Raw genomic sequence first — 22851 nt, 5'->3', positions numbered from 1 at the left:
AGGGTGCGGGCGATGCCTGCGGGATCGCCCTGTGCGGTGGTGAGTTGAGCCGCCTGTTCGCGCAGTGCCTCGGGTGAGCGTGCGGACAGCACCCACGCCAGTACGCCGTCGTCCGTGGCCTCGGTGGCCTCGGTGGCGTCTTCGGCGGGGACTTCCTCCAGCACCACGTGTGCGTTGGTGCCGCTGACACCGAACGAGGACACCCCGGCACGCCGGGGTCGCCCGTCGGTGTCCCAGTCCCGTGCCTCGGTGAGCAGCTCCACCGCACCCGCCGACCAGTCGACCTGCGGCGTCGGGCCGTCCACGTGCAGGGACTTGGGCAGGACGCCGTGCCGCATCGCCTGCACCATCTTGATCACCCCGCCGACCCCGGCCGCCGCCGACGTGTGACCGAGGTTGGACTTCAACGACCCGAGCCACAGCGGCCGGCCCTCCGGGCGCCCCTGGCCGTAGGTGGCGAGCACGGCCTGCGCCTCGATCGGGTCACCGAGCCGGGTGCCGGTGCCGTGGCCCTCGACCACGTCCACGTCGGCGGTGGTCAGTCCGGCGTCGGCCAGCGCGGCCCGGATGACCCGCTGCTGGGACGGGCCGTTGGGCGCGGTGAGGCCGTTGCTGGCGCCGTCCTGGTTGACGGCGCTGCCGCGCAGCACGGCCAGCACCGGGTGCCCGTTGCGGCGCGCGTCCGACAGCCGCTCCAGCAGCAGGATGCCGGCTCCCTCGCCGAAGCCCGTCCCGTCCGCCGCCGCCGCGAACGGCTTGCAGCGCCCGTCCGGCGCCAGTCCGCCCTGCCGGCTGAACTCGACGAACAGTTCGGGGCTGGACATCACCGTCACCCCGCCCGCGAGCGCGAGGTCGCACTCGCCGTGCCGCAGCGCCCGGGCCGCCATGTGCAGGGCCACCAGTGAGGAGGAGCAGGCGGTGTCGACGGTGACGGCCGGGCCCTCCAGCCCGAACACGTACGCCAGCCGGCCGGAGACGATGCTGCCGGAGTTGCCGGTGCCGAGGAAGCCCTCGACCTCCTCCGGGATGTACGGCAGCAGCCGGGCCGCGTAGTCCTGCTGCATCAGGCCGACGAACACCCCGGCCGCCGTGCCGCCCAGCGCGGTCGGGTCGATCCCAGCCCGTTCGAACGCCTCCCAGGCGATCTCCAGCAGCAGCCGCTGCTGCGGGTCCATGGCGACCGCCTCCCGCGGCGAGATGCCGAAGAACTCGGCGTCGAAGTCGCCCACCGCGTCGAGGAATCCGCCCTCCCGGGCGTAGGAGGTGCCGCGGTGGTCGGGGTCGGGGTGGTAGAGCTCGTCCAGGTCCCAGCCGCGGTCCGCCGGGAACGGCGAGATGCCGTCGGCACCGTCGGCGACCAGCCGCCACAGGTCCTGCGGGGAGCGGACGCCCCCGGGGTAGCGGCAGCCCATCGAGACGATCACCACCGGGTCGTCGCCGGTCGCGCGGGCCACCGGTACGGCAGCGGCCGCTGCCCGGTCCCCGGTCAGCTCGGCGCGCAGGAAGGCGGCGAGCACGGCCGGGGACGGGTGGTCGAAGACCAGGGTGGCGGGCAGTCGCAGGCCGGTCGCCGTGTTCAGCCGGTTGCGCAGCTCGACCGCGGCGAGCGAGTCGAAACCGAGGTCGCGGAACGCCCGTCCGGCCTCGACCGCCTCCGGGGAGGCGTGGCCGAGCACCGCCGCGACCTGGGTGCGGATCAGGGTGAGCAACCGGGCCTGCTGGTCGGCGGCCGGCAGACCGGTCAGCAGGCCGGCGAGCGAGCCGTCCGCGGCGGCGGGCTGCGCGGCCACCCGCCTGGCCGGGCCGCCGACCAACCCCCTCAGCAGGGCGGGGACAGGCCGGGTCGCGGCCCCGGCGCGCAGCGCGGAGAGGTCCAGCCGGATCGGGACCAGCGCCGGCAGGTCGGTGGTGAGCGCCGCGTCCAGCAGGGCCAGGCCCTGCGCGGTGGTGAGGGCGGGCAGGCCGGAGCGGGCCAGCCGCCGTTCGTCCGCCGCGTCGATGCGGCTGGTGAGGGCGCTGCGCTGCTCCCACAGTGTCCAGGCCAGTGACTGCCCGGCCAGACCGCGCGCCCGCCGGTGCTGGGCGAGGGCGTCCAGGTGGGCGTTGGCGGCCGCGTAGTTGGCCTGGCCGGGGCCGCCGAAGACCCCGGCCGCCGAGGAGAACAGGACGAACGCGGCGAGCGGCAGTTCGCGGGTGAGGCCGTGCAGGTGCTGGGCGGCCTCGGCCTTGGGGGCGAGCACGGTGTCCACCCGCCCGGGGGTGAGCGCGGTGACCACGCCGTCGTCGAGGTCGCCGGCCGCGTGCACCACGGCGGTGAGCGGCCGGCCGGCGGGGATCCCGGTGAGCAGCGCGGCCACCGCTTCGCGGTCGGTGAGGTCGCAGGCCGCGAGGGTCACGGTCGCGCCCAGCGCGGTGAGTTCGTCGGTGAGGTCGTCCGCACCGGGCGCCTGCGGGCCGCGGCGGCCGGCCAGCAGCAGGTGCCGCACGCCGTACTCGGCGACCAGGTGCCGGGCGACCGTGGAGCCGAGCAGTCCGGTGCCGCCGGTGATCAGCACGGTGCCGTCCGGGTCGAGTGCCGGCGGGCGGTCGCCGGTGTCGGCGGCCCTCGCCAGCTGCGGGGCGAGCAGGACACCGCCGCGCACGGCGAGCTGGTCCTCACCGGTGAAACCGGCGAGACCGGCGAAGGCGGCGGCCGCCGCCGGGATCAGACCGGCCGCGTCCGCGGGCAGGTCCAGTAGCCCGAACCGGCCGGGGTGTTCGGCCCGGGCCGAGCGGACCAGGCCCCAGACCGCGCTGTGCGCCAGGTCCGGCACGTCCTCGTCGGGGCCGGTGGCGACCGCGCCGTCCGTCACGAACACCAGCCGGGAGCCGGCGAACCGTTCGTCGGCCAGCCACTGCTGGACCAGCGCGAGCGCCCGGTGCACGGCCTCCCGGACGGTCGGGGCGCCGGCCGCGGGGACCAGCACCACCGGGGGCACCGCCCCGCCCGCCCCGACCTCGGACAGGTCCGCGGCGAGCACGTGCCCGACTCCCTCGGCGGACGCCGGGACGGGGCTCCACTCCACCCGGTACAGCGACGGGTGGAACGCCGGTGACGCGGCCACGGCGGGCGCCGGGCGCAGCGCCAGCGACGCCACGGTGGCCACCGGGTGCCCGGCCGGGTCGCAGAGGGTCAGGGCGAGCGTGTCCGGCCCGGTCGGGGTGATCCGCAGCCGTACCGCGGTGGCGCCGGAGGCGTGCAGGGTGACCCCGGACCAGCTGAACGGCATCCGCGCGGTGGCGGCCGGGCCGAGGCCGGTGGCGTGCAGTGCGGCGTCCAGCAGCGCCGGGTGCAGCCCGAACCGCGCCGCCTCCCCGTGCAGGTCCTGCGGCAGCACGGCCTCGGCGAGGACCTCGTCGCCCAGTTGCCAGGCCGCCGTCAGACCCTGGAACGCGGGCCCGTACGCGAAGCCCGCCTCGGCGAAGCGCTCGTAGAGGCCGTCCAGCGCGAAGGGGACGGCGCCGGGCGGCGGCCAGGCGCCGTCGGCGGCGGGTCCCGGTCCGGCGGCCGGCTCCGGTTCGGGCCCGGTGACGGCGGTGAGCAGTCCTTCGGCGTGCCGCACCCAGTCGCCGTCCGGCCCGTCGTCCGTCCGGGAGTGCAGGCTGACCGGCCGCTCGCCGTGCCCGTCCGGGGCGCCGACGGCCAGCCGCAGCAGCACACCGCCCTGCTCGGGCAGCACCAGCGGCGCGCCGAGCGTGAACTCCCGGACGCCGGGGCAGCCGACCTGGTCGCCCGCCCGGACGGCCAGCTCCAGGAACGCGGTGCCCGGCAGCAGGACCTGTCCGCGCACGGCGTGGTCGGCCAGCCACGGGTGGGTACGCGCGGAGAGGCGGCCGGTGAACACCACGCCGTCCTGGTCGGCGAGGGTGACCATGGCGGCGAGCAGCGGGTGGTCGGCGGCCTCCAGGCCGGCCGCGGTCAGGTCGCCGGGGGCCGCCGAGGTGTCGTCCAGCCAGTAGTCCTCGCGCTGGAAGGCGTAGGTGGGCAGCTCGGCGCGGGCCGGGCGGCCCCCGAAGACGGCGTCCCAGTCGATCGCGGCGCCGCGCAGGTGCAGCTCGCCCAGCGAGGCCAGCAGCCGGGCCGGGCCGCCCTCGCCGCGCCGCAGCGTGCCGACGGCCAGCGCGTCCGCGCCGGCCGCGTCGGCGGTCTCCTGGATGGCGGGGGTGAGCACGGGGTGCGGGCTGGCCTCCAGGAACACCTGGTGGCCGTCGGCCAGCAGCGACCGGGTGGCCTGTTCGAACTCCACCGTGTGCCGCAGGTTGCGGTACCAGTACCCGGCGTCCAGCGCCGTGGTGTCCAGCAGGCCGCCGGTGACGGCGGAGTAGAACGGCACCGCGGACGGGCGCGGGACGATCCCGGCCAGCTCCCGCAGCACCTCTCGCTCGACCGCGGCGACCTGCGCGCCGTGCGAGGCGTAGTCGACCGGGACCGTCCTGGCCCGCCCGCCCTCGGCGGTGACCCGCTCCAGCAGCTCGGCCAGCGCGGCCGGTTCGCCGGAGACCACCACCGAGGACGGGCCGTTCACGGCGGCCAGCGCCAGCCGCTCCCCGTACGGCGCGATCCGCTCCCGGACCTGCTCGGCGGGCAGCGACACCGACAGCATCCCGCCGTGCCCGGCGAGGACCCGCAGGGCCCTGCTGCGCAGGGCGACCACCCGGGCGCCGTCCTCCAGGGTGAGGGCGCCGGCGACCACCGCGGCGGCGATCTCGCCCTGACTGTGCCCGGCCACGGCGGCCGGCACCACCCCGTACGAGGCCCAGAGCGCGGCCAGCGAGACCATCACGGCGAACAGCAGCGGCTGCACCTCGTCGACCCGCTCGGTGTCCTCGCCGGAGCGCAGCAGCTCCAGTGGGGAGCGGTCCAGGTAGGGGGCGAGCGCCTCGGCGCACTCCCGCATCCGGGCGGCGAACACCGGTGCGGTGTCGAGCAGTTCGGCGGCCATGCCGGTCCACTGGGAGCCCTGCCCGGGGAAGACCAGGGCGAGCGCGCCGCCGGCGCCGGCCCGGCCGCGCAGCAGGCCGGGCGCCTCCCGGTCGTCGGCGAGCGCGGTGAGCGCGTCGAGCAGGGCGGCCCGGCCGTCCCCGACCAGGACGGCGCGGTGCTCCAGGGCGGCCCGGCCGGTGGCCAGCGCGTGGCCGACCCCGGCCGGGGTCAGCTCCGGACGGTCCGTCAGGTGGCGGTGCAGTCGCCGGGCCTGGGCGCGCAGGGCGTCGGCGGTGTGGCCGGACAGCACCCACGGCAGGGTGGCCGGGGGATCGGTGGGGGCGGCGGGTTCCGCGGGTTCGGCCTGTTCGAGCACCACGTGCCCGTTGGTGCCGCTGACCCCGAACGAGGACACCGCGGCCCGGCGCGGGCGCCCGGTCTCCGGCCAGGGGGTGGGCGAGGTGACCAGCCTGACCGCCCCGTCGGCCCAGTCCACCTGCGGGGACGGCCGTTCGGCGTGCAGGGTCGGCGGGACGGTGCCGTGCCGCATCGCCTGCACCATCTTGATCACCCCGCCGACGCCGGCGGCGGCCTGGGTGTGACCGAGGTTGGACTTGAGCGAGCCGAGCAGCAGGGGCCGGTCCGCCGGCCGGTCCCCGCCGTAGGTGGCGATCAGGGCCTGTGCCTCGATCGGGTCGCCGAGCGGGGTGCCGGTGCCGTGCGCCTCGACCACGTCGACGTCGGCGGGGGTCAGCCGGGCGGCCGCCAGGGCCTGCCGGATGACCCGCTGCTGGGCGGGGCCGTTGGGGGCGGTCAGCCGGCTGCTGGCGCCGTCCTGGTTGACGGCGGTGCCGCGGACCAGGGCCAGCACGGGGTGCCCGTGGCGACGGGCGTCGGAGAGGCGTTCCAGCAGCAGCAGGCCGACGCCCTCGCCCCAGCCCGTCCCGTCGGCGTCCGCCGAGAACGACTTGCAGCGGCCGTCGGCGGCCAGCCCGCCCTGCCGGCTCATCTCCACGAACGGCACCGGCGTCGACATCACCATCGCGCCGCCGGCCAGCGCCAGCGTGCACTCCCGCTGCCGCAGCGCCTGGCAGGCCAGGTGCAGCGCGACCAGTGAGGACGAGCACGCCGTGTCGACGCTGAGCGCGGGCCCCTCCAGCCCGAAGGTGTACGCGACCCGGCCGGAGGCGACGCTGTCGGAGCTGCCGCTGCCGAGGTAGCCCGCCACGTCGTCCGGGACCTGCCGCAGCCGGACCGCGTAGTCCTGGTACATCACACCGGCGAACACCCCGGTCCGGCTGCCGCGCAGGGTGGCCGGGTCGATCCCGGCGCGTTCGAACGCCTCCCAGCCGGTCTCCAGCAGCAGGCGCTGCTGCGGGTCCATCGCGAGGGCCTCGCGCGGGGAGATCCCGAAGAAGCCGGGGTCGAAGGCGCCGACACCGCTCAGGAACCCGCCCTCGCCCGCGCAGCTGGTACCGGGCCGCTCGTGGTCCGCGTCGACCAGTGCGGCCAGGTCCCAGCCCCGGTCGGCGGGGAACGGCGTCACGGCGTCCGTGCCGGCGGCGACCAGCTCCCAGAGGTCCTCGGGGGAGCCGACCCCACCGGGGTAGCGGCAGCTCATCGAGACGATCGCGATCGGCTCGTGGTCCTTCGCCTCGGCCTCGGCCAGCCGGCGGCGGGTGTGGTGCAGGTCGGCCGCCACCCGCTTGAGGTAGTCGCGCAGCTTGTCGTCATTCACCGGTGCAGGTCACCTTCGTCGTCGTCGGCAGGGGCCGGGGAGCGGGCCGGGGGAGTGGTGCATGCGTCACGGCATGCCGAGTTCGTTGTCGATGAAGTCGAAGAGGTCGTCGTCGGTGGCGCCCATCCGGTCCGCCAGCGCCTCCTGCGGCCCGCCGTCGGCGGTGCCCGGGCGCAGCCGGGCCAGCAGGGACTGCAGCCGGGCGGCGAGTCCGGGGTGCGGATCGCCCTCGGCGAGGGCCTGTTCGAGCCGGTCCAGCTCGGCGAGCCCGGCGGTCACCGGGACGGCCGGACCGGGGTCGAGCCGGTCGACGAGGTACGCGGCGATCGCCGTGGCGGTCGGGTGGTCGAACAGCAGGGTGGCGGGCAGCCGCAGTCCGGTCGCGGCCCGCAGCCGGTTGCGCAGTTCGACGGCGGTCAGCGAGTCGAAGCCGAGCTCCAGCAGGCCGCGGTCGGCCGGCACGGTGTCCTGGGCGGCGAAGCCGAGGACCAGGCCCGCGTGCGAGCGGACCACCTCCAGCAGCACCCGGGCGCGCTGCGGCCCGGCCAGTCCGGCCAGCCGCCGCTTCAGCGCCTCGGGCGCGTCCGGGTCGGCCGGCCCGGCGGTGGCGGTGGCGCGCCGGGCGGGCGCGGCGACCAGGCCGCGCAGCAGCGCGGGGACGCCCCCGGTTCCGGCCTGGGCGGCGATCGCCCGGGTGTCCAGGCGCACCGGCAGGACCGTCGCCTCGTCGAGGGCGTGCGCGGCGTCGAACAGCGCCAGGCCCTCCGCCGGGGCGAACGCCACGATGCCGCCGCGGGCGATCCGCCGCAGGTCCGCCTCGTCCAGCCCGCCGGACATGCCACCGCCGTTCGCCCACAGGCCCCAGGCCAGCGAGCCGCCGACCAGCCCCCGGGCCCGGCGCCGGTGCGCGAGGGCGTCCAGGAAGGCGTTGCCCGCCGCGTAGTTGCCCTGCCCCATCCCGCCGAACACCCCGGCCAGCGAGGAGAACAGGATGAACGCGGACAGCTTGCCGCCCTCGGTCAGCTCGTGCAGGTTCACCGCGGCGTCCACCTTGGGCCGCAGCGCGGTGGCAAGCTGGTCGGGCGTCATCGACGCGACCAGCCCGTCCGCGAGCACGCCGGCGGCGTGCACCACGGCGGTCAGCGGGTGCGCCGCCGGCAGGCCGTCCAGCAGCGCGGCCAGCGCCGCCCGGTCGGCCGCGTCGCACGCCGCCACCTCCACCTCGGCGCCCAGCGCGGCCAGTTCGGCCCGCAGCCCGGCCGCGCCCGTGGCAGCCGGTCCGCTGCGGCTGGTCAGCACCAGGTGCCGGACGCCGTGCTCGGTGACCAGGTGACGGGCCACCAGTGCGCCGATCGCGCCGGTGCCGCCGGTGATCAGCACGGTGCCCTCCGGATCCCAGTGCGGCGTTTCCACCTCGGCCGCCCGGGGCACCCGGGCCAGCCGCGGCACGTACGCCCGCCCGTCGCGCAACGCGACCTGCGGCTCGCCCGACGCCAGCGCCGCGCCCAGCGCGGCCCGCGAGGAGGCCAGGTCGTCCACGTCCACCAGCACGAACCGCCCCGGATTCTCGGTCTGCGCGGAGCGCAGCAGCCCCCAGACGGCGGCCTGGGCCAGGTCCGGTACGTCGTCGCCGGGGTGGACCGGCACCGCGCCGGAGGTCAGCAGCGCCAGGGTGGAGCCGGCCAGCCGCTCGTCGGCCAGCCACTCCCGGACCAGCGCCAGCGCCTGACCGGTGGCCTCCCGGACGGAGTCCGCGCAGGCCTCCGAGCGCTCCCGGGCACAGCCGGCCAGCACCAGTGCCGGGACCGGCGCACCCTCCTCGGCGAGGTCGGCCGGCCGGGCGCCGGACGGCAGCTCGGTCCAGACGGCGGCGGAGGTGGAGGCGGGGGCCTGCGGCAGCGCCGTCCACTCGGTGCGGAACAACTCCTCGTGATGCCCGGTGCGGGCGGAGCGCACCTGGTCGGCGGAGACCGGCCGCAGGACCAGCGACCCCGCGGAGGCGACGGGCCGCCCGGCGGTGTCGGAGACCAGCACCGCGACCGAGTCCCGCCCGGTCGGCGTCAGCCGGAGCCGGACGGCGGCCGCGCCCTGGGCGTGCAGCGCAGCCCCGGTCCACGAGAACGGCAGCCAGCCCTGGCTCTCGCCCTCCGGGCCGGTGCCCGGCAGCACGTCGAAGACCAGCGCGTGCAGCGCGCTGTCCAGCAGCGCCGGGTGCAGCCCGTAGCGGGCGGCGTCCCCCTGCGCGCTCTCGGGCAGCCGGGCCTCGGCGAACACCTCCTCGCCGAGCCGCCAGGCCGCGGTCAGGCCCTGGAACGCCGGTCCGTACCCGAACCCGCCCGCGGCGAACCGCTCGTACAGGCCGTCCACCGGCAGCGGGACGGCGCCGGGCGGCGGCCAGGGCGCCGGGTCGTCCGGCAGGGCCGGGACGGCGGGCCCGGCCGGGGCCAGCAGGCCGGTGGCGTGCCTGGTCCAGGGCCCGGGGCCGTCCTCCGGGCGGGAGTGGACGGTCAGCGCCCGGGCCCCGGAGGGCTCCGGCGCGCCCACCACCAGCTGCAGGACCGTGCCGCCGGAGGGCGTCAGCACCAGCGGCGCCTCCAGGGTGAGCTCCTCCACCTGCCCGCAGCCGACCTGGTCGGCGGCCCGGACGGCCAGCTCCAGGAAGCCGGTCGCCGGGAACAGCACCCCGTCGAACACCCGGTGGTCGGCCAGCCACGGCTGCGCCCGCAACGACAGCCGGCTGGTGAACAGGTACCCGTCGGCGCCGGCCAGTTCGACGGCCGCACCGAGCAGCGGGTGGTCGACGGTGAGCAGCCCGGCCGACGGCAGGTCGGCCTCGGCCGCGGTGGCCTCCAGCCAGTAGCGGCGGCGCTGGAAGGCGTAGGTGGGCAGGACGGCGGCGTCGGCCGGCGCGGCCGGGCCGAACAGCCGGCTCCAGTCGACCGCCGTGCCGTGGGTGTGGAGGCCGGCGAGGGCGGCGGTCAGGGCGGCCGGTTCGGGCTGGTCGCGGCGCAGCAGGGGTACCAGCAGGGCGCCGTCGGACTCCTCGGAGAGGCAGTCCCGGCCGAGGCCGGTGAGGGTGCCGTCCGGTCCGAGTTCGACGAAGGCGGTGACGCCGGCCCGCTCCAGGTGTGCGATGCCCTCCCCGAAGCGGACCGTGCCGCGGAGCTGGTCCACCCAGTGCTGCGGGGACGCCAGTTGCTCGGCGGTGGCGACGGTGCCGGTCACGTTGGAGACCACCGGGATCCGCGGCGGGTGGAACTCCACCTGCTCGGCGACCCGGCGGAACTCCTCCAGCATCCCGTCCAGGTGCGGGGAGTGGAAGGCGTGGCCCACCCGCAGCCGGCGGGTGCGGCGGCCGAGTGCCGACCAGTGGGCGGCGATCTCCAGCACCGCGTCCTCGTCGCCGGAGACCACGGTGGCGGCCGGGCCGTTGACCGCCGCGAGGGCCACCTCGCCGGAGCGCCCGGCGAGCAGCGGGGCCAGCTCCTCGGGGGTGACGGCCAGTGCGGCCATCGCGCCGCCGGTGGGCATCGCCTGCATCAGCCGTCCCCGGGCGGCGACCAGCGCCGCCGCGTCCGGGAGCGTCAGCACCCCGGCGACGTGCGCCGCGGTGAGCTCGCCGATCGAGTGGCCGAGCAGGTGGTCCGGGCGCACCCCCCAGTGTTCGGCGAGGTGGAACAGTGCGGTGCCGAGGGCGAACAGGGCCGGCTGGGTGTACTCGGTGCGGTCCAGCAGCGCGGTGTCGGCGAGCGCCTCGCGCAACGGCCGCTCCAGCAGCGGGTCGAGCTCGGCGCAGACCCGGTCGAAGGCGTCCGCGAACACCGGGTGCGCCGCGTACAGTTCGGCGCCCATCCCGGCGCGCTGGCTGCCCTGTCCGGAGAACAGGAACGCGGTCCGGCCGCCCCGGCCCGCCGCTCCCCGCAGCAGTCCGGGGTGGTCGGTGCCGCCCGCCAGCGCCTCCAGCGCGCCGGTGCGGTCCGCGCCGACCAGGGCGGCCCGGTGCTCGAACGTGGCGCGGGCGCCGGCCAGCGCCGGTCCCGGGTCGGTGCCCGGCCGTTCGGCGACGTGCTCCAGCAGCCGGGCCGCCTGGGCGCGCAGCGCGTCCGGGGTCCGGGCCGACAGCAGCCACGGGCCGGCCTCGCCGGCCGGGTCACCGGGGACGGCGGGCTCGGCCGGTGGGGCCGCCGGGACGTGCTCCAGCACGGTGTGCGCGTTGGTGCCGCTGACCCCGAAGGAGGAGACCGCGGCCCGGCGCGGGCGCCCGGTGTCCGGCCAGGCGGTGTTCTCGGTCAGCAGCTCGACCGCGCCGGCCGTCCAGTCGATCTCCGGCGACGGCCGGTCCACGTGCAGGGTCCTCGGCAGGACGCCGTGCTGCATGGCCAGCACCATCTTCATGATCCCGGCCGCGCCGGCGGCGGCCTGGGTGTGGCCGAGGTTGGACTTGAGCGAGCCGAGCAGCAGGGGCCGCTCCGCGGGCCGGTCCTGGCCGTAGGTGGCGATCAGGGCCTGTGCCTCGATCGGGTCGCCGAGCCGGGTGCCGGTGCCGTGCGCCTCGACCGCGTCCACCTCCGCGGGGGTGAGACCGGCGTTCTCCAGCGCCTGCCGGATGACCCGCTGCTGGGACGGGCCGTTCGGGGCGGTCAGTCCATTGCTGGCGCCGTCCTGGTTGACGGCGGAGCCGCGGATCAGCGCGAGCACCGGGTGCCCGAGCCGCCGGGCGTCCGAGAGCCGCTCCAGCAGCAGCAGGCCCGCGCCCTCCGACCAGGCGGTGCCGTCGGCGGCCGCCGAGAACGGCTTGCAGCGACCGTCGGCGGCCAGACCGCGCTGCCGGCTGAACTCCACGAAGGCGTCCGGCCCGGCCATCACGCTCACCCCGCCCGCCAGCGCCAGCGTGCACTCCCCGGCCCGCAGCGCCTGGGCGGCGAGGTGCACCGCGACCAGCGCCGAGGAGCACGCGGTGTCCACGGTCACCGCCGGGCCCTCCAGCCCGAAGGTGTACGCGATCCGCCCGGAGGCCACGCTGCCCGCGCTGCCGATGCCGAGGTAGCCCTCGAATTCCTCCGACGGCCGGGTCACCCGCGAGCCGTAGTCCCGGTAGCTGGAGCCCACGAACACCCCGCCCCGGCCGCCCTTGAGCGTGTGCGGGTCGATCCCGGCCCGCTCGAACGCCTCCCAGGCGACCTCCAGCAGGAGCCGCTGCTGCGGGTCGACCGAGACCGCCTCGCGCGGCGAGATCCCGAAGAACGCCGGGTCGAAGTCGCCCACGTCGTACAGGAATCCGCCCTCGCGGGTGTACGTGGTGCCCACCCGGTCCGGGTCCGGGTCGTACAGCCCCTCCAGGTCCCAGCCGCGGTCGGTCGGGAAGCCGCCGATCGCGTCGGTGCCCTCCACGGCCAGCCGCCACAGCTCCTCCGGGGTGCCGACCCCGCCGGGGAAGCGGCAGCCCATCGCGACGATCGCGATCGGGTCGTCCTCGACCGGGGCGGCCCCGCCGGTGGACGGCGCCGCTGCCGCCGCCACCGGCGCCGCCGCCCCGCCGGGCAGCTGGGACAGCAGGTGCCCGGCCAGCGCCGCCGTGGTCGGGTAGTCGAAGACCAGCGTCACCGACAGCCGCAGCCCGGTGGCCCCGGCCAGCCGGTTGCGCAGCTCCACGGCGGTCAGCGAGTCGAAGCCGATGTCCTTGAACACCCGCTCCGGCTCGATCGCCGACGGATCGGGGTGGCCCAGCACCCCGGCCACCTCCGTCCGCACCAGCTCGGTCACCGCGGCCAGCCGCCCGGCCCGGTCCAGCCCGGCCAGCCGGGCCGCCAACACGTCGTCACCCGCCGCCTCCGGGGCCACCCGGACGGCCTCCGGCAGGTCCCGCAGCAGGGCGCTCGGCCGCAGCGCGGTGAACGCGCGGACGAACCGCTCCCAGGCGAAGTCCGCGACCACCACCCGGGTGTCGTCCTGGTCCAGCGCCTGCTGGAGCGCCGCGACGGCCGCCTGCGGCGCCATCGCCGGCAGGCCGTCCCGGACCAGCCGCTCGCCGGTCGCGCCGCCCGCCAGCGACTCCCCGCCCCACAGACCCCAGGCCACCGACGTCGCCGTCCGGCCCGCCGCCCGGCGCCGCTGCGCCAGGGCGTCCAGGAAGGCGTTGGCCGCCGCGTAGCCGCCCTGCCCGGTGCCGCCGAGGGTCCCGGCCAGCGAGGAGAACAGCACGAACGCCTGGAGGTCCAGGCCCCGGGTCAGCTCGTCCAGGTGGAGCGCGGCGTCCACCTTGGGCCGCAGCACCCCCGCGGCCCGCTCCGGGGTCAGCGCGTCCAGCACGCCGTCGTCCAGCACGCCGGCCGCGTGCACCACGGCCCGCAGCGGACGCTTGGCCGGGACGGCGGCCAGCAACGCGGCCAGCGCCGCGCGGTCCGCGACGTCGCAGGCCGCCACCGTGGCGCTCGCCCCCAGTGCCGCCAGTTCGGCGACCAGCTCGGCGGCGCCCGGCGCGTCCGGTCCCCGACGGCCGGTCAGCAGCAGGTGCCGCGCACCGGACCGGGCCAGCCAGCGGGCGACGTGCGCGCCGAGCGCGCCCGTCCCGCCGGTGACCAGCACCGTGCCGTCCGGGGCCGGGGCCCACGGCGCCCCGCCGTCCGTGGCCGCCGCCCGCTCCAGCCGCCGGCCGTACAGTCCCGACGGGCGCAGCGCCACCTGGTCCTCGCCGTCGCCGCCGGCCAGCAGCCCGGCCAGCCGGGCCCGGGCCCGCGCGTCCAGCAGCTCCGGCAGGTCGACCAGCCCGGCCCAGCGCTGCGGGTACTCCACCCCCGCCACCCCGCCCAGGCCCCACGCCAGCGCCTGCAACGGCGCGGCGAGCCGGTCGGAGCGGCCCACCGACACCGCCCCGCGGGTCGCGCACCACAGTGGCGCCACCGACCCCGCGTCGCCGAGCGCCTGGAGCAGCGCCACCGTGGCGACCAGCCCGGCCGGCAGCGCCGACCCCTCGGCGTACGGCCGCTCGTCCAGGGCCAGCAGCGACAGCACGCCGTCCGGCCGCAGCTCCGCGAGGCGTGCGGCGAGTGCCGCCCGGCCGGTGTCCGCGACCTCCCAGACGGTGGCCTCGGCGCCGTGCTCGGCGAGCGCCCGCAGGCAGCCCTCGGCCGCCGGGTCGCCACCGGCGCCGGCCGGGACGGCGACCAGCCAGCGGCCCTGCGGGCGGCCCGTCCCGGCGGCCGGCAGCGGACGCCACCCGACCCGGTAGCGCCAGCCGTCGACGGCGGCCCGGCCGCGGCTGTGCCGCAGCCAGGAGGCCAGCGGCGGCAGCACGGCGGCCAGCGAGCCGCGGGTCGGCGCGTCCTCGATCCGCAGGGCGGCGGCGAGCGCGGCGGAGTCCTCCCGCTCGACCGCGTCCCAGAACCGCCCGTCCGCGGGCGCCGCCGCGGCCGGGCCGTCCGCCCGCTCCGCCGGGACCAGCCAGTAGTGCTGCTGCTGGAACGGGTACGTCGGCAGCTCCACCCGGCCACCGCCGTCCGGGAAGACCGCCGCCCAGTCCACCGGCACGCCCAGCACGTGCAGTTCGGCCAGCGAGGTCAGGAACCGCTCCCGGCCGCCGTCCTCGCGGCGCAGCGTGCCGACCACCGCACCGCCGCCCCCGGCCGCCTCGACGGCCTCCTGGAGCCAGACCGTGAGCGCCGGGTGGGTGCTCGCCTCCACGAACACGTCGTAGCCGTCGGCCAGCAGCGCCCGGGCGGCCCGCCCGAACTCCACCGGCTGCCGCAGGTTGCGGTACCAGTACCCGGCGTCCAGCCGGGCGGTGTCCAGCGCGCCGCCGGTCACCGTCGAGTAGAACGCGACCTCGCTGCCGCGCGGCCGGACGTCGGCCAGCAGCGCGCGCAGCTCCGCCTCGATCTCCTCGACCTGCGCCGAGTGCCCGGCGAAGTCCACCCCGGGGATCGGCCAGTTCAGCACGCCGTCGGCGGCCAGTTCGGCGGCCAGCTCCGCCAGCGCCCGCGGGTCGCCGGAGAGCGCCACCGAGGTCGGCCCGTTGACGGCGGCGACGCCGATCCGGTCGCCCCAGGCGGCCAGCCGCCCGCGCAGCGTCTCCACCGCCTGCGGCACGAACAGCATCGCGCCGCGGCCGGACAGCGCCCGCAGCGCCTTGCTGCGCAGGGCCACCACCTTGGCCGCGTCCTCCAGCGACAGCGCCCCGGCCACGCAGGCCGCCGCGATCTCGCCCTGGCTGTGGCCGACCACGGCGGCCGGCTCGATGCCGTGGGAGCGCCAGAGTCCGGCCAGCGCGACCATCACGGCGAACAGCACCGGCTGCACCAGGTCCACCCGCTCCAGCGGGTCCCCGGAGCGCAGCAGTTCGGTCAACGACCAGTCCACGTACGGGGCGAGGGCCTGCTCGCAGGCGGCGATCCGCTCGGCGAAGACCGGTTCGGTGTCCAGCAGGCCGAGTGCCATGCCGGGCCACTGGGAGCCCTGGCCGGGGAAGACGAACACGGTCCGTCCGGGCTGCCCGGCGACGCCCCGGGCCACGGTGGCGGCGGTCCGGCCGGCGATCAGCTCGTCCAGGCCGCGCCGGAAGTCGTCCGGCCCGGTGCCGACCACGGCCGCCCGGTGCTCGAACGCGGTCCGGGTCCGGGCCAGGGCCCGGCCGACGTCCCGCGGGTCGTGCCCCCGGTCGGCGAGCGTGCGCAGCTGCTCGGCCCGGGCCCGCAGGGCGTCCGCGCTGCGGGCCGACAGCACCCACGGCACGGCGCTCGGGACGCCGGCCGGCCCGGCGGGGCCGGGGGCGGGCTCCTCGGCGGGCGGCTGCTCGACGATGACGTGCGCGTTGGTGCCGCTCAGCCCGAACGAGGAGACGCCCGCCCGGCGCGGGCGCGACACCCGCGGCCACGGGCGGGCCTCGGTGAGCAGTTCGACCGCGCCGGCCGTCCAGTCGACGTCCGGGGTGGGCTCGTCCAGGTGCAGGGTCCTCGGCAGGACGCCGTGCTGCATGGCCAGCACCATCTTCATGATCCCGGCGACGCCGGCGGCGGCCTGGGTGTGGCCGAGGTTGGACTTGAGTGAGCCGAGCAGCAGGGGCCGGTCCGCGGGGCGGTCCTGGCCGTAGGTGGCGAGCAGGGCGTTCGCCTCGATCGGGTCGCCGAGCCGGGTGCCGGTGCCGTGCGCCTCGACCGCGTCCACCTCCGCGGTGGTCAGCGCGGCGTCGGCGAGGGCCTGCCGGATCACCTCCCGCTGGGCCAGGCCGCTCGGTGCGGTCAGTCCGTTGCTGGCACCGTCCTGGTTGACGGCGGAGCCGCGCAGCACCGCCAGCACCGGGTGCCCGTTGCGGCGGGCGTCCGAGAGCCGCTCCAGCACCAGCAGCCCCACGCCCTCCGCCAGACCGAAGCCGTCCGCCGCGGCCGAGAAGGACTTGCAGCGGCCGTCGGCGGCCAGGCCGCGCTGCCGGCTGAACCCGGTCAGCGACAGCGGGGTGCCGATCACGGCGGCGCCCCCGGCCAGCGCGAGGTCGCACTCGCCCGCCCGCAGCGCCCGGGCCGCCAGGTGGACCGCCACCAGCGAGGAGGAGCAGGCGGTGTCGACGGTGACGGCGGGCCCGCGCAGCCCCAGCGTGTAGGCGATCCGGCCGGTCAGCACGCTGGTGGAGACACCCGCGATGAACAGGCCCTCCAGCTCGTCCGGGACCCGGTCCATCGACCCGCCGTACCCCTGGTACGCGGCGCCGGCGAACACCCCCACCGGGCGGCCGTGCAGGGTCGCCGGGTCGATCCCGGCCCGTTCCAGCGCCTCCCAGGAGGTCTCCAGCAGCAGCCGCTGCTGGGGGTCCATGGCGAGGGCCTCGCGCGGGCTGATCCCGAAGAACGCCGGGTCGAACCAGCCCGCCCGGTGCACGAACCCGCCCGCGGTGGAGTAGCTCGTCCCGGGCCGGTCCGGGTCGGCGTCGAACAGCCCCGCCAGGTCCCAGCCCCGGTCGGCGGGCAGCTCGGAGATCGCGTCCAGACCGCCCGTCAGGGCCTGCCAGAGCTCCTGGGGGGAGTCGATCCCGCCGGGGTAGCGGCACCCCATCGAGACGATCACCACCGGGTCCTCGTCCGGCGCGGCCACCACCGGCGCCACCACCGGCGCCGGGCCGGCGGCGGTGCCGAACAGCTCGGCGGCCAGGTGGCGGCCCAGCGCGGACGCCGAGGAGTGGTCGAAGACCACCGTCACCGGCAGCCGCAGACCGGTCGCCTCGTTCAGCCGGTTGCGCATCTCCACGGCCGTCAGCGAGTCGAAGCCCAGGTCGCGGAAGGCCCGGCCCGGCTCCACCGCGGCCGGCGAGTCGTGCCCCAGCACGGCCGCAGCCCGGCCCCGGACCAGCTCGGTCAGCGCCCGGTCCCGTTCGGCGGCGGGCAGCGGACGCAGCCGCTCGCGCAGCTCGGCCGACGCCCCGCCGGGCCCCTCCCCGGCGGGCTCCCCGGCCAGCGCGGCCGACACCTCCGGCAGCTCCGAGATCAGCGGGCTCGGCCGGGCCGAGGTGAACACCGGCGCGAACCGCGCCCAGTCCACGTCGGCGACCACCGGCACCGCCTCGTCCAGGTCGAGCACCTGCTGAAGGGCCGTCACCGCGAGCGCCGGCGGCATGAAGACGATGCCCTGCGCCCGCAGTTGCTCCTCCACCAGGTGCGCGGCCATCCCCGCGCCGCCCTCCGGGTCCCAGATGCCCCACACCACCGAGGTCGCGGCCAGGCCGCGCGAACGGCGGTCCTCCGCGAGGGCGTCCAGGTAGGCGTTGGCGGCGGCGTACGCGCCGTGGTCGGCGCTGCCCCACACCGAGGAGATCGAGGAGAACAGCACGAAGGCGTCCAGCTCGGCGTCCCGGAACAGCGCGTCCAGATTGGCCGCGCCCCCCACCTTCGCGTACAGCGTGTCGGCGAACTCCGCCAGGTCGGTGTCGGGCAGCGGCACCAGCAGGCCCGCCCCGGCCGCGTGCAGCACCGAGCGGACCTCGTCGCCGTCGGCCGCCAGCCGTGCCACCAGGTCGCCCAGCGCCGCCCGGTCGGCGACGTCGCAGGCGGCCAGGGTCACCCGGCAGCCCAGCGCCGTCAGTTCCTCGGCCAGCTCGGCCGCCCCCGGCGCCCGCGGCCCGGACCGGCCCGCCAGCACCAGGTGCTCGGCCCCGGCGGCGGCCAGCCAGCGGGCGATCCGGGTGCCCACCCCGCCGGTGCCGCCGGTGACCAGCACCGTGCCGCGCGGCCGCCACGGCCGCCCCGCGGCGGCAGCGGCGGCGGGCGCGCGGACCAGCCGCCGGCCGTACGGGGCGCCCTCGCGCAGCGCCACCTGGTCCTCGCCGCCGCGCCCGGCCAGCATCGCCGCCAGCCGCACCGGACCCCGCTCGTCCAGCGCCGGCGGCAGGTCCAGCAGGCCGCCCCAGCCGCGCGGGTACTCCAGCGCCGCGACCCGGCCCAGCCCCCAGCTCAGCTGCTGGGCGGCGACCGGCGGCCGGTCCTGCGGGCCGACCGCGACCGCGCCGCTGCTCGCCCACCACAGCGCGGCCCGCGAGCCCAGGTCCCCGAGGGCCTGGGCGAGCGCCAGGTTCAGCGCCACCCCGACCGGGACCACCGGGTGGTCGGGGTGCGGCCGCTCGTCCAGTGCCAGCAGGGACAGCACGCCGTCCAGCGGCCCGGCCAGCCGGTCGGCCAGCGCCGTCCGGTCGGCGTCGGCCGCGGCCAGTTCGACGGTGGTCAGTTCGGCGGCGGCCAGCGCGGCCGCGCAGGCCGCCACCAGCGGGTGCCCGGCCTGCCCGGCCGGGACCAGCAGCACCCAGCGCCCGGACGGTGCGGCCGGCTCCGGCTCGGGCAGCCGCCGCCACTCCACCCGGTAGCGCCAGGCGTCGACGGTGCCGCGCTCGCCCCGCCGGCGGTCCCAGTCCGCCAGCGCGGGCACCACCGTGCTCAGCGGGTCCTCGGCGCCGACCCCGAGGGTCGCGGCGAGCTCCGGCAGGTCGCCGTCGCGCACGGCCGCCCAGAACCGCTCGGCGGCCGGATCTGCCTGCTCCGCGGCCACCGCACCGGCCTCCAGCCAGTACCGGCGCCGCTGGAAGGCGTAGGTCGGCAGGTCGACCGCCCCTCCGGAGCGCCCGCCGAACACCGTCCGCCAGTCGGGCGAGCGGCCCGCGCAGTGCGCCTCGCCGAGGGCCAGCAGGAACCGCTCCGGGCCGCCCTCCTCACGGCGCAGCGTGCCCAGTGCGGCCGCCTCGAAGTCCCCCGCCTCCGCGGTCTGCTGCACCCCGAAGGTCAGTACCGGATGCGGGCTCGCCTCCACGAAGTACCGGTAGCCCTGTTCCAGCAGCGCCCTGGTGGCAGGCTCGAAGCGGACGGTCTGCCGCAGGTTGCGGTACCAGTAGCCGGCGTCCAGCTCCTCGCCGGTCAGCCAGCTCCCGTCCACGGTCGAGAAGAACGGCACCCGGGCGGCCACCGGGCGCAGCCCCGCCAGCTGGGCGGCCAGCTCCTCGCGGATCCGCTCCACCTGCGCGGAGTGCGAGGCGTAGTCGACCGGGATCCGCCGGGCGTCCGGCTGCTCGGCGAGCAGCAGCGCGATCGCCGACGGGTCGCCGGACAGGACCGTCGAGGCCGGGCCGTTGAGGGCCGCGACGGACAGCCGGCCCGCGCAGCGCTCCAGCAGCCCGGCCAGCCGCTCGACCGGCAGCGGCACCGACGCCATCGCGCCCTCGCCTTCCAGGCGGCGCAGGGCCCTGCTGCGCAGGGCGACGACGCGGGCGCCGTCCTCCAGGGTGAGTGCCCCGGCGACGACCGCGGCCGCGATCTCGCCCTGGGAGTGCCCGAGCACCGCGTCCGGCGCGATCCCGTACGACTGCCACAGCGCGGCGAGGGAGACCATCACGGCGAACAGGGCGGGTTGGACGACGTCGACGCGTTCCAGCGGGTCGCCGGAGCGCAGGACGTCGGTGAGGGACCAGTCGACGTGCGGGGCGAGGGCGCGTTCGCAGTCGGCCATCGCGGTGGCGAACACCTCGGCGGAGTCGAGGAGTTCGACCGCCATCCCGGCCCACTGCGAGCCCTGCCCGGGGAAGACGAACGCGGTCTTCCCGGCCGGACCCGCGGTGCCGCGGACCAGGCCGGGCGCCGCCTCGCCGCGAGCCAGCGCGTCGAGGCCGGTGGCGAAGCCCGCGTCGTCGGCGGCGACCAGGACGGCGCGGTGCTCGAAGGCCGCCCGGGTGGTGGCCAGGGCCCGGCCGACGGCGGCCGCGCCGCGGGCCGGGCCGTCGGTCGGCCCGTCGGTCGTTCCGTCGGTCGTCCGGTCGGCGAGGAGGCCCGCCAGGGCGGCGGCCTGGGCGCGCAGCGCCTGCGGGTCGCGGGCCGACAGCACCCACGGCAGCGGACCGGCGAGGGTGTCGTCGCCGTCCTCCCGCTCGGCCCGGCGCTCCTCCTCGGCCTGCTCGACGATCGCGTGCGCGTTGGTGCCGCTCACGCCGAAGCCGGAGATCCCGGCCCGGCGCGGCCGCCCGTCGGTCTCCCAGGGGCGGGCCTCGGTGAGCAGCTCGACCGCGCCCGCCGACCAGTCCACGAACGGCGACGGCTCGTCCACGTGCAACGTCCTCGGCAGCACGCCGTGCCGCATCGCCTGCACCATCTTGATGATCCCGCCGACCCCGGCCGCCGCCGAGCTGTGCCCGACGTTGGACTTCAGCGAGCCCAGCCACAGCGGCCGGCCCTCCGGGCGCCCCCGGCCGTAGGTGGCCAGCAGCGCCTGTGCCTCGATCGGGTCGCCGAGCCGGGTGCCGGTGCCGTGCGCGTCGACCGCGTCCACGTCGGCGGCGGACAGCCGGGCGTCGGCCAGCGCCTCGGTGATCACCCGCTGCTGGGAGGGGCCGTTGGGCGCGGTCAGGCCGTTGCTGGCGCCGTCTTGGTTCACCGCCGTGCCGCGGACCACGGCCAGCACCCGGTGCCCGTTGGCCCGGGCGTCCGAGAGCCGCTCCAGCAGCAGCACCCCGACGCCCTCGGCCCAGCCGGTCCCGTCGGCGGCCGCGGCGAACGCCTTGCAACGGCCGTCCGCGGACAGTGCCCGCTGCCGGCTGAACGCCACGAACGCGTCCGGGGTCGCCATCACCGACACCCCGCCGGCCAGTGCGAGCGAGCACTCCCCGGACCGCAGCGACCGCACCGCCAGGTGCAGCGCCACCAGCGAGGACGAGCAGGCGGTGTCCACGGTGACGGCCGGACCCTCCAGCCCGAGCGTGTACGAGACCCGCCCGGAGACCACGCTGCCGGCCGTCCCGGTGTCCAGCAGCCCCTCCACCTCGGCGAGTTGACGCGCCCCCGAGCCGTAGCCGTTGCCGATCGCCCCGGCGAACACCCCGGTCCGGCTGCCGCGCAGCGTCGTCGGGTCGATCCCCGCCCGCTCCACGGTCTCCCAGCAGGTCTCCAGCAGCAGCCGCTGCTGCGGGTCCATGGCGAGGGCCTCGCGCGGGCTGATCCCGAAGAAGCCCGCGTCGAACTCGCCCGCCTCGTACAGGAATCCACCGCTGCGGGTGTACGAGGTGCCGGTCCGCTCCGGATCCGGGTGGTAGAGCCGGCCGACGTCCCAGCCCCGGTCGTCCGGCCAGTCGCCGATCGCGTCCCCGCCGCGCTCCACCAGCTCCCACAGCTGCTCCGGGGAGCCCACCCCGCCCGGGTAGCGGCAGCCCATCGCGACGATCGCCACCGGCTCGTGCCGGGCGTCCTGCACGGCGCGCAACTCCTGCCGGGCGGCGCCGAGATCGGCCGTGGCACGCCTGAGGTAGTCGAGGAGCTTCTCGTTGTCCTGCATCGGTCCCAGTTCTCCCTCAGGCCATTCCGAAGTCGTTGTCGAGCAGGTCGAACAGTTCGTCGGCGGTCGCGGCGCCGAGCTCCGCGGCGGGCCCGGGCCCGTCCATGGGGCCGGCGGCGGTCCGCTCGCCCCAGGCGCGCAGCAGCTCCCGCAGCCGGCTGCCGACCGCCGCCGCACCCGGCGCGTCCGGCCCCAGGGCGGCCAGCACCGCGGCCAGCCGGTCCAGTTCGGCCTGGGCGGGCTCCCTCGGCGCGGGGCACAGCTCCCCGTGCAGGAAGGCGGCCAGCGCGGCCGGGCTCGGATGGTCGAAGACCGCCGTCGGTGGCAGTGCGAGGCCGGTGGCCGTGCACAGCCGGTTGCGGAAGCGCACCGCGAGCATCGAGTCGAAGCCCAGCTCGGCGAAGGCCCGCTCGGGGTGGACCGCGGACGCCCGGCTGTGCCCGAGGGCGGCGGCCGCGTGCGCGCACACCAGCTCCAGCAGCACCCGGCGCCGGTCGCCGTCGTCCAGCGGCGCCAACCGGTCCGCCAGCTCGGCCCCCGGATCGGACTGCGGCCCGTCCTGCGGGCCCGGGTCCGGCGCGGCGGGCCGCTCCCCGGGAGGTCCGGCCGCCCAGCCACCGCGGCCCGGCGTCGCCAGCCAGTACCGCTCCCGCTCGAACGGATAGGTCGGCAGCAGCTCCGGCCGGGCCGGCCGCCCGGCCCGCCACCCGACCGGCGCCCCCCAGGCCCAGGCCTCCGCCAGCGACCGCAGCAGGCGGTCGGGCCCGCCGTCGTCGCGCCGCAGCGTGCCGACCGCCGCCGCCGGGCAACCGGCGGCCTGCGCCGAGCTGTCCACCGCCGCGACCAGCACCGGATGCGGGCTCACCTCGACGAACAGGCCGTGCCCGGCGGCCAGCAGGGCCCGCGTCGCCGCGTCGAAGGCCACCGGCTCGCGCAGGTTGCGGTACCAGTACCCGGCGGTCAGCAGCTCGCCGTCGACCGGCCCGCCGGTCACGGTCGAGTACAGCGGCACCGCCGCCGCCCGCGGCCGTACCGGTGCCAGGTCCGCCAGCAGCCGCTCCCGCACCTCGGCCACCCGCGGCGAGTGCGCCGCGTACCCGACCGGGATCGCCCTGGCCCGTACCCCCGCCCGGGCGCAGTCCGCCAGCAGCGCCGCCAGCGGCTCCGGCGCACCCGCCACCACCACCGCCTGCGGGCCGTTCACCGCGGCCACGCACAACTCCTCGCCGTACCCGCGCAGCAGCTCGGCGGTCCGATCGGGGCCCGCCGACACCGAGACCATGCCGCCCTTGCCCTCCAGGCGGCGCAGGGCCTTGCTGCGGAGGGCGACGACGCGGGCGCCGTCGTCGAGGGTGAGGGCGCCGGC

3 protein-coding genes are annotated in these 22851 nt (G+C 77.8%); all 3 read right to left on the bottom strand.

Annotated features, from left to right (window positions below; translation table 11 throughout):
* Nucleotides 1–6701: type I polyketide synthase (locus tag ACIOFR_RS39320; RefSeq protein ID WP_401005195.1), on the bottom strand; the 6701-nt coding region annotated here is incomplete at its 3' end.
* A 66-nt stretch (nt 6702–6767) separates the two neighbouring features.
* Nucleotides 6768–21485 carry a type I polyketide synthase gene (locus ACIOFR_RS39315; protein WP_401005193.1) on the bottom strand — a complete coding sequence of 4906 codons (14718 nt, stop codon included), beginning with the start codon at nt 21483–21485 and terminating at the stop codon, nt 6768–6770.
* A 16-nt stretch (nt 21486–21501) separates the two neighbouring features.
* A partial coding sequence (locus ACIOFR_RS39310; RefSeq protein ID WP_401005192.1) for an acyltransferase domain-containing protein occupies nt 21502–22851 on the bottom strand: 1350 nt, incomplete at its 5' end.

The organism is Kitasatospora sp. NPDC088346 (genome assembly GCF_044740765.1).
Classification (GTDB): Bacteria; Actinomycetota; Actinomycetes; order Streptomycetales; family Streptomycetaceae; genus Kitasatospora.
Note: the sequence above shows the minus strand (reverse complement) of the source record. Positions and strands in the feature narration are given on the sequence as shown.